We start from the raw sequence: 8,155 nt of genomic DNA, 5'->3' as shown, positions 1-8,155 counted from the left end.
TCCTTTGATTCATTTCTATCAATGTGTTTCTCTTTCATCGGCGTATCCTTTCTCTGCCTGCTTCAACAGGCAGCCTTTCGTTTTGATCGTATCGAAAGGGTACGCCACCTATTTTCTATTTCCACTCTTTTCGATAATAGCTCGTTACGACGCGCTGGCATCTTTCCGCCTTTGTCTTTATAAAAGAACGAATATGCAAACATGGATGTGGAGACTATTGGGCGTGCGCAAGGATTCGCCGGCGTCGCGTCAGAAGCTCGGCGTGATCGCGCTCTTGTATTTCATTCAAGGCGCGCCGGCGGCGATCTTGTGGGAAGTGCTGCCGGTTTATTTTCGCATCAACGGTGTGTCGCTGCGCGCCATCGGTGGGCTGCGGCTGCTGGAACTTCCATATTCTTTGAAAGTTTTTTGGTCGCCTTTGGTGCAGCGCTTCGGCGACCGGCGTTATTGGATTCTCACCTGCATGCTTGGCATCGCCGCCGTGCTGTTTCTTCTGCCCTTCGTCAACGTCGCCGCCGTCGGCGTGATCGTGCTGGTGTTGATTCTCGCGCTGACGACTTTGTCGGCGACCCAAGATATCGCCATCGATTCCTATTCCGTCGGCCTGGTCGAGCGCGCGGAGGAGGGTGCGGCCAACGGCGTGCGCGCGTCGGCTTACCGCGTCGCGTTAGTTTTCATCGGCGGCGGCTCGGTATTTCTCGCCGGCGTGCTGGCGTGGAATTCGCTCTTCGTTCTGGCAGGAATTATTTTCGCCGCGCTGGGCTTCGCCGCTTTAGCGATTCCGCGATTGAATTTACCCGCGGCCGCGCGCGAGCATTGGCTGGCCGGCTTCGCGGGCTGGGCCGGCACGTGGAAAGTGATTCCGCTGATTCTATTCGTCTTAACCTACAAGCTCGGCGAGTTCGCCATCGGCCCGATGGTCAAACCGTTCTGGGTCGACTACGGCAAATCGATCTGGCCGGTTAAAGAAGATTTGCTGTTTCAGATCGGTTTGTTCCCGACGACCTTCGGCATCGTCCTCAGCGTCGCCGGCGCGCTCATGGGCGGCGCGTTTATCTCGCGTTTTGGAATTTTTCACGGCATCTGGTTCCTCGGCCTGTTACAAGCGGTTTCAAATATGGGCTACTCGCTGGTCGAATGGTTCGACCTCGGCCGGTTCGGTCTCTATGGCGCATCGATGTTCGAGTCGCTGAGCGGCGGTCTCGGCACCGCGGCGTTTCTCGCCTTTCTCATGAACGTCTGCCAGAAAGAACACGCGACGGTGCAGTACGCATTCTTATCGTCGATATTTTCACTCACCGGCCGATTGATCGGCGCTATCAGTGGGCTGGGCGCGGAAAAATATGGCTTCGGCAATTATTTCGCGATTACCTTTTTGCTGTCGATGCCGGCGTATTTGCTCTTGCCCTGGGTGAAGGGTTGGATTCAGGAAGATCAGGAATCTAAGTGAGTTGTCGAATCAGCCGGCGCCAAGCGTCGATTTCTCGCTGCGGTTCGACCAAGTAGGCCAAATTTTCGCAGTAGCGCTTCAATGACGCGTAGAATCGTGGATCGGATTCCGCTTTAAGTAGTATTTTGCGGAGCTGCTTAGTTTTTCCCACCGGATAGTATCCTGAAAATTTACTTCCCAAAGTCCCGATCAAGCCGGAAATTTTCGTGCAAATCACTGGCACGCCGGAAGCCAGGGCCTCGGACAAGACGTTCGAACTGCCTTCCATCTTCGATGTGATGCAGACCAGCTGGCTCTGCGCTAGCTGCTCACGGGTTTTCCGATGGGAGAGTTGGCCGATCCAGCGGTAGCGCGGGTTGAGCGCAACTTCCTGTGCGGCTTTCATACGCAATTGTTCGTCCAAGGCTTGGCCGATATGCGTGACTTGGATGCGCGATGTACGCGGTAAGCGACGCACGGCGAATGCGGTGCGCAGGGGATCTTTCTCTTCGCGCAGGTGGCCGACGACGTAGACTTTGAAGTCGCCGTTCGCTCTGTTGGGCTTTCCCACAAACGGTTCGGCGGACTGGTAGATCACCTCAGTTTTCTTGTGCAATCGCCTTGGTAATTCACGCAATGCCATTTTTTGCAGCGCGACTAATCTGCTCGCCAACTCAAGGGATCGTTGCGCTTTCGCATCGCTGTGAATATCGCGATAGACGTCGGTGCCGGTGAGTACGACGATCAAGGGCGAATTCGGGTGGCTGTCATGAAAGCGCTGGATCGAATCGTAGCTACGCCGCGCGTGCAAGGCGATCAGCAGTTCGCAAGGCTTGCCGTCGTAGCTCTGGCTGACGCGGACGCGGTGGCCGAGCTTTTTCAAAATGCCCGCCCAACGCACGGCGGTGATCTTGTTGCCATTGTTGATCTTCAACGGCGCGGGTGTGACGAGTTGGATTTTCACGTTGTTAGATTAGGTTCTTCCGGCTTTTGTGTGGATAAAGTATCACGTGCAGCTAGATTTATTCACCACGAAGGACACGCAGGTTTCAAATGATAAAGACTCCGAACTTCATGCTCTTCGTGTTCTTCGTGGTGAAAACATCTTCACAGTAAACCTGGAGCAACCTTGCATTATTTTGCGCAGGTGCGAAAGCCGGCCCAGACGTCGCGCCGGTCGGGGGTGTAAAAGTTGCGCCAGCTATTGTGAATCAGCAGCGACGATGTCGCCCAGCAGCCGCCGCGCAAAACTTTGTGCGTGCCGAACCATGGCTGCGAGTATTCTTTGTAGGGATCGACGCTGAAGCCGGGATAAGGCAGGAAGTCATCCGCGGTCCACTCCCAAACATTGCCGATCATCTGGCGGCAACCGTAGGCGCTATCGCCGGCGCCGTGGGCGCCGACTTCGACGATGCCGCCGGCGCGCCAGTCGAGATTGGACAGTTCAGAGTTTGGTGCTTGCTCTCCCCAAGGATAATGACGACGTTGATCGTTACGTGTGCTCCGGTTGCCCTCGCGTTCAACCGATGCCGCGGCTTCCCATTCTGCTTCACTAGGTAAACGACGACCAGCCCAATTGCAGAACGCTTGCGCTTCGTACCAACTGACGTGAACCACCGGCAGGTCTTCATTCAGTAATTCGTAGCGATCGTAAACGCGCCGTTGCCAACGGCCGTTGTCCATCGGCTGCCAGTAAACTGGATGGTCGAGTCGCTCTGCGAATGCGGCGACTTCCATCGGCTCGTTGATCGTCTTTTGGAAAAACTTGGCGAAGGATTTTTCCAACTGCGGCGCACCGCCGGATTCCAACCACAGCCAGCCGTCGTCGCTCCAGTATTGCCGATCGCGGTAGCCGCCTTCTTCGACGAATTCTAAATACTCGCCGTTGGTCACCGGCGCGCGGGCGATGCGAAAAGTTTCGATCTCCACTTCGTGCGCCCACTTCTCGTTATCGAAGACGAAGGGGAGGTCTTTGGTGGCGCCGATGGTAAACTTGCCGCCGGGAATTTCTACATCTCCAGTGCATGCGCGTTGATCGAGATCGACGAATTCTATCGGCGGTAAAAATGACGGCGGCGGATAACCCAAGGTCTGACGGGTGTAGGCGAGCGCTTCGGCGTGCATGCCTTCGTGGAACGTTGTTAGCCAATAGAAATAAAATTCATCGGTGGATAATTCTTTGGCGTTGTCGATGCGCGCAATGGCGCGCTCGATTATTTCGTTCACGTAGCCAAGCGTTTCATCGCGGCTCGGCAGCAAAAGTTCCCAGCGTGTGTCGTGGGCGACGTCGGTGGAATTATAAAGCCGGTCGCCATTTTCAAGCAGCGGTTTCTCGCCGCGCAGATGGCGCAGAGTCCAAAACTCCTGGCTCCACGCAACATGGCCGATCTCCCACAGCGGCGGATTGACGATGGCCAAACGCGGGCCGATCATCTGCTGGTCATTTAAATCGCCGACCAGCACCAGCGTGCGGGCGCGAAACTCGCGCATGGTGGCGATCAATTGGCGCGCGCCCGTTGAATTGGAGATCGTCATTGCACTGATCTAACGCATATCCGAGCGTATCACAAAATCTGAAGTCAGTTTTGCGATTGCGGCGTGCCACGGGGCTAATTCGTTTGCCCAGCGTTGGCCGCGGTTTCGGTGGACGTAGGCAAGTGCCTTCTGCAAACGACACGTTTCAGCTGGTGTCATACGCAATGATATTTTACTTTTCTTGGCGACGATGCTCGCTTCGGCGTAACTCCTGAGCGCGCGCCACTGAGGTAACGCCTTGGCGCCGAACCGTTGGCGCACGATTGTTGACCAGGAAGATTCTGCTCGGTACTTGGCTGGCGCTCGCGCGTAATCGAAGCAAGTCGCTAATGGTAGGAAGCTCAACTCTTCCTGGAGCAACGGATTGCTAAGATAGCCATAGACACACTCCGGCAAGCGCGGGTCGCGTCCGGTCAGTGGCGCGAGATGCAATTCGTCGCTCATGGACAGATCGTTCACCGGATAATTGTCCCATAGCAGCAGGGGACGGTTAATCTTCTTAGCGATGCGCCGTACGTGGGCGAGTGTAATGCTTTTTGAAACCACTGACGGCCCGGTCCAGAAGCAGGGGATGTTTGGCGGCACATATTGCGCCAAAGTTTCGAGAAAGTGCGGTTCGAATTGGCCGAAGACCCGTTCGAGTAGGGCATCTTCGCTGTAAAAAGAAGGACAAATCCACCACTCGACATCGTTCCAACTCGCCGTCTGGGCGGCAATGATTTTCGCCATCCATGTTCCTTCGGCCCGCGCCAGACTATTCTTGAAGGCGCGCCGGTCGCGCACATCGCTCAGTTTGGAAGGGATGTCGTCGAACAGCACGGCGAAGCTGCGCACGCCGGCGTCATAGAATCGCTGCGCTTTGCGCAGCAAAGTTCGCACGGTGCGATCGTCGCCAAAGTACAAACCCTCGCCGGGATGAAAACCGTAGACGAAGTCAATCTGATTCTTTCGCGCCGCGCGAATTAGCCGCAGTAGCTCACGCCATTGCGCCGCGGGGTAAGGTCGTCGCCAAAGTTTGCGGTGATAGGGATCGTCCTTGGGCGCATAGAGATAAGTATTCATTCCCCGCGCCGCGCCGAATTCTAACAGCCGCCGCCGATGCGCCATCGACCACAGCGGACCGAAGAAGCCTTCGACGATGCCGCGGCGCTGAAAAGTTTTGGCTGGGTTCATGGCCGGTTGCAAGACATTGGCGAACTACCGCTTCGGTAGTTGTTACGCAACACGTTTGCGCTCCAGCGGGCGTACCGTCAACTGCATTCCCATGGCATTTAATAAAGCTTTGAAGCTCTTTAGTTCAGGGTTTCCTTGTGGCGAAAGCGTTCGATAGAGTGTATTGGGATTCAGTTTAGATTTACTCGCTAGCTTGGTGACACCGCCAAACGCCTTGGACAACCGGCGCAGCGCCAGCATCAACTCCTCTTGGTCTCCATCCTCGAGCACGGCGTTCAAAAATTCGGCCGCAAACAAGGGGTCCTTGCGAAAACTTTCGATAGTTGCCTCGTCATGGCCGCGTGAAGGATTTATTTTCGATCTACGAGTCATGGTTTTCTCCGTTGATAATCTTGCCAATATCGAACCGCCGTGGCGATATCCGCGGCTTGGCTACGTTTCGACCCCGCACAGAGCAATAGCACCACGGCTTTTTCCTCTTGAGCGTAATAAACCCGGTATCCCGGTCCGGAATCTATCCTCAATTCCCAAATGCCATCCTGGCAAAACTTGTGATCGCCAAAGTTGTTTCTTAGCACGCGATCGACGCGCCGCTGAATCGCAATCCTACCTTGTGTATCCCTAAGTCCATCCAGCCATTTCTGGAAGGGATCGACGCGGGACTTCGTAATGTAGTGGCGAATCTCCACCGAATCTATTTTAGCTTATAAGCGAAAAATGGCAATGGCGCGTCGGTAGAGATCAGCCCAGTCTCGCAGGCAAGATCTCTGTCACCTGCGGGACTCTTTGGTTCAGCGGCACTGTGTGAGGAAAGAGTTCGATGGACTGGAGCGCTAGAAACAACCACGTTGATCGAGAGTCGCCTCGCTAGCTCTTCAAAAACGGCACACCCAATCGCATCAGGTCGTCGAAGGCATCCCAATGGACCATGTGCTTGCAGCCGTTGACGATGTGGAGGTTGATATTCGGTTGCTGCTTTTTCAGCAACTCGGCGCGTTCGCCGGCGTGGGCGCGGTCTTCGCGGCCGAAGATCATCAATAGCGGCATCTTCAATTCGTCGAGCCGTTCATACAACGGCTTGCTTGCCGCGCCGCCGCCCGCGGGAGCTTCGTGACTCTGGCGGTCTTGATGCGCTTTGAAATTGCCGCCGATCATGCTGCGGTGGCGCAGGGCGATGTCTTCATCGGAGATCAGCGAATGGTTGAAGGTGTCCGCCTGCAAGAGTTTGCGGGCGTCTTCCAGCGTCGGTTCCTCTTGCGCCATCTCCTTGTCGACGCGCGCCTGCACGGCTTCGTACTTGCCGACCTGCGCTTCGGTTTGCAGCGGCAGAAGTGTACCCGTTCCAAGAATAATCACGTGCGAATAGCGGCTCGGATCTTTCAACGCCAGTTGCATCGCGAAGCCGCCAGAGCGTGAATGGGCGATCAGCGCAGTCTTGCCGAGACCCGCGGCGTCGATGAATTTCGGAATGGAGTCGCGTTGCTGCGCCGTACTTTGGGCCGCGGGAATTTCCGACCGGCCGAAACCGGGATAGTCGAACGCGACGGTGCGAAATCCGGCCTTGGCAAATGGGCCGAGATTGCGCAGAAACACGTCCGCCGAACTGCCGAGCGATGCGCCGTGGAGAAACAGCACCGACGGTCCCGATCCTTCTTCGATGTAGCGAAGTTTCAAGCCATCGACGGTTACGAATCTGTCTTCCGGTTTGTTAGCCATGAGATTGTCTCCTATTAGCACTAAATAAAATAATTACCTGACGCCGCGTCGGCTGGGCTGCGAAATATCCACGCGTTTCAAGTTTACAAAAATTTATACAGTAAACAGCGGCGAGGTGTCAATCGCGCGAGCGCGTGGTGTAATTCGTGGTTTTGCTTCCGCTGAGCGAAGCGACATTTGTCATTGGCTCGACCGTGTGGTAGGAGGGCAACGTATCACGCGTTCATGCGTCGGCGGCTCCGGTTCTGATTTCGTTTGACCGTGTTGTTTGCTACTCGGAACTTTATCAGAAAGGCGATCAATAGATGCCCTACGTGAAGATGAAAGATGGCGTCGACATTTACTACGAAGCAACGGGTACAGGTACGCCGTTTTTGTTTTTGAGCGAGACCGCGTGCGACGGCGCGGTTTGGAATCTCTATCAGACGCCTGAATTCGCGCGCGACTATTGTGTGATCACGCTGGACTACCGCGGCACGGGCTTGTCGGGAAAACCATCAGCCAAATACAGCACGGATATGTTCGCCGCCGATGCCGTGGCGGTGCTCGACCATTTGGGTCTCGACGGCGCGATTGTCTGCGGTCATTCCATGGGCGGGCGAGTGGCGCAATTATTGGCGCTCGATCATCCCCGTAGAGTGAGCAAACTAATTCTCGCCTCGAGCGGCGCGGCCCATCCGGGCGACCGCGGCATTCCGCTGCGCATCGCCAAGGAGATGGTCGAATGGGGCTACGTGAAATACGTCCGCGACCACACCATCGTCGTCGGTTGGACCGAGGAGTATGCGCGCAATCACATGAACGAGATCGAAAAATATCTCCAGGTGCGCATGGCCAACCTGTGCGCGCCGGAATTCTACTTTCGCCATGTGTTGGCGCGCCAGGAGCATGACACCAGCGGGCGCTTGAAGGATATCAAGGTACCGACGCTGATTTTTGTCGGCGATGACGATCACTTCGTCGTCAGTGATATGTCGCACCGCAGCGGCGCCGATGTCTTGGCGAAGGGGATTTCCGGCGCCAAGCTTATTGTTTTGCCCGGCGCCCGGCATAGTTATTTTTACACCGAGCCAGAGAAGGTGCATGGTATGATGCGTGAGTTTCTTAAAGGCGCATAAACCGAAAGGGATGCGCGGCGCGCAAAGCGACGTTTTCGCTGTCGTGGCAACGTCAATATGTCATGTTAACAGCAACGCGATTATGTCAGGGTAGTGCGTTGGGTTGAGGTCGTAAGTTAGAAACCTGGCCATAGCGGAACCCCACCTTGTTGGAGTTGGTTCGATATAGGCCAAGTGTGTGCGT

The 8,155-nt window shown here is 55.6% G+C and carries 8 protein-coding genes; 2 read left to right on the top strand and 6 right to left on the bottom strand.

The window, feature by feature from the left end; translation table 11 throughout:
• Window positions 1-193: 193 nt before the first annotated feature.
• Window positions 194-1,450: an MFS transporter gene (locus EXR70_24375; GenBank protein ID MSP41634.1), complete on the top strand. Its 1,257-nt coding sequence runs from the start codon at window positions 194-196 to the stop codon at window positions 1,448-1,450.
• On the opposite strand, the gene EXR70_24370 is transcribed toward EXR70_24375, so the two are convergent.
• From EXR70_24370 to EXR70_24345, 6 genes are all read right to left on the bottom strand, one after another.
• Window positions 1,443-2,393, bottom strand: a complete 951-nt coding sequence (locus EXR70_24370) for a TIGR04348 family glycosyltransferase (protein MSP41633.1) — start codon at window positions 2,391-2,393, stop codon at window positions 1,443-1,445. The two genes, EXR70_24375 and EXR70_24370, sit on opposite strands and share 8 nt — an antisense overlap.
• A 170-nt stretch (window positions 2,394-2,563) precedes the next feature.
• Window positions 2,564-3,964, bottom strand: coding sequence for an ergothioneine biosynthesis protein EgtB (locus EXR70_24365; GenBank protein MSP41632.1), 1,401 nt, complete (start codon window positions 3,962-3,964; stop codon window positions 2,564-2,566).
• A gap of 9 nt (window positions 3,965-3,973) precedes the next feature.
• The gene (locus EXR70_24360) at window positions 3,974-5,137 is read right to left on the bottom strand and encodes a hypothetical protein (GenBank protein ID MSP41631.1); all 1,164 of its coding nucleotides are present in this window, start codon (window positions 5,135-5,137) and stop codon (window positions 3,974-3,976) included.
• Window positions 5,138-5,179: 42 nt separating this feature from the next.
• Window positions 5,180-5,509 carry an addiction module antidote protein gene (locus EXR70_24355; GenBank protein ID MSP41630.1) on the bottom strand — a complete coding sequence of 110 codons (330 nt, stop codon included), beginning with the start codon at window positions 5,507-5,509 and terminating at the stop codon, window positions 5,180-5,182.
• Complete coding sequence (locus EXR70_24350; GenBank protein MSP41629.1) at window positions 5,506-5,835, bottom strand: type II toxin-antitoxin system RelE/ParE family toxin; 330 nt, start codon at window positions 5,833-5,835, stop codon at window positions 5,506-5,508. The genes EXR70_24355 and EXR70_24350 overlap by 4 nt, the downstream gene beginning before the upstream one ends.
• 169 nt (window positions 5,836-6,004) lie before the next feature.
• Window positions 6,005-6,853 carry an alpha/beta fold hydrolase gene (locus EXR70_24345; GenBank protein MSP41628.1) on the bottom strand — a complete coding sequence of 283 codons (849 nt, stop codon included), beginning with the start codon at window positions 6,851-6,853 and terminating at the stop codon, window positions 6,005-6,007.
• 305 nt (window positions 6,854-7,158) lie between these two features.
• Between EXR70_24345 and EXR70_24340 the strand changes: the two genes are divergently transcribed.
• A complete protein-coding gene (locus tag EXR70_24340) occupies window positions 7,159-7,971 on the top strand; it encodes an alpha/beta hydrolase (protein ID MSP41627.1) in 813 nt (270 codons plus the stop codon).
• The last annotated feature ends 184 nt before the right edge of the window (window positions 7,972-8,155 follow it).

This window comes from Deltaproteobacteria bacterium, from assembly GCA_009692615.1.
Classification (GTDB): domain Bacteria; phylum Desulfobacterota; class Binatia; order UBA9968; family UBA9968; genus DP-20.
This window is presented reverse-complemented; position numbering and strand designations above follow the sequence as displayed.

What these genes read in the sequence shown, in the direction of transcription:
- EXR70_24355 (MSP41630.1), bottom strand. Translation starts at nt 5,509, where the DNA reads ATGACTCGTAGATCGAAAATAAATCCTTCACGCGGCCATGACGAGGCA.
- EXR70_24360 (MSP41631.1), bottom strand. Translation starts at nt 5,137, where the DNA reads ATGAACCCAGCCAAAACTTTTCAGCGCCGCGGCATCGTCGAAGGCTTC.
- EXR70_24365 (MSP41632.1), bottom strand. Translation starts at nt 3,964, where the DNA reads ATGACGATCTCCAATTCAACGGGCGCGCGCCAATTGATCGCCACCATG.
- EXR70_24375 (MSP41634.1), top strand. Translation starts at nt 194, where the DNA reads ATGCAAACATGGATGTGGAGACTATTGGGCGTGCGCAAGGATTCGCCG.
- EXR70_24345 (MSP41628.1), bottom strand. Translation starts at nt 6,853, where the DNA reads ATGGCTAACAAACCGGAAGACAGATTCGTAACCGTCGATGGCTTGAAA.
- EXR70_24340 (MSP41627.1), top strand. Translation starts at nt 7,159, where the DNA reads ATGCCCTACGTGAAGATGAAAGATGGCGTCGACATTTACTACGAAGCA.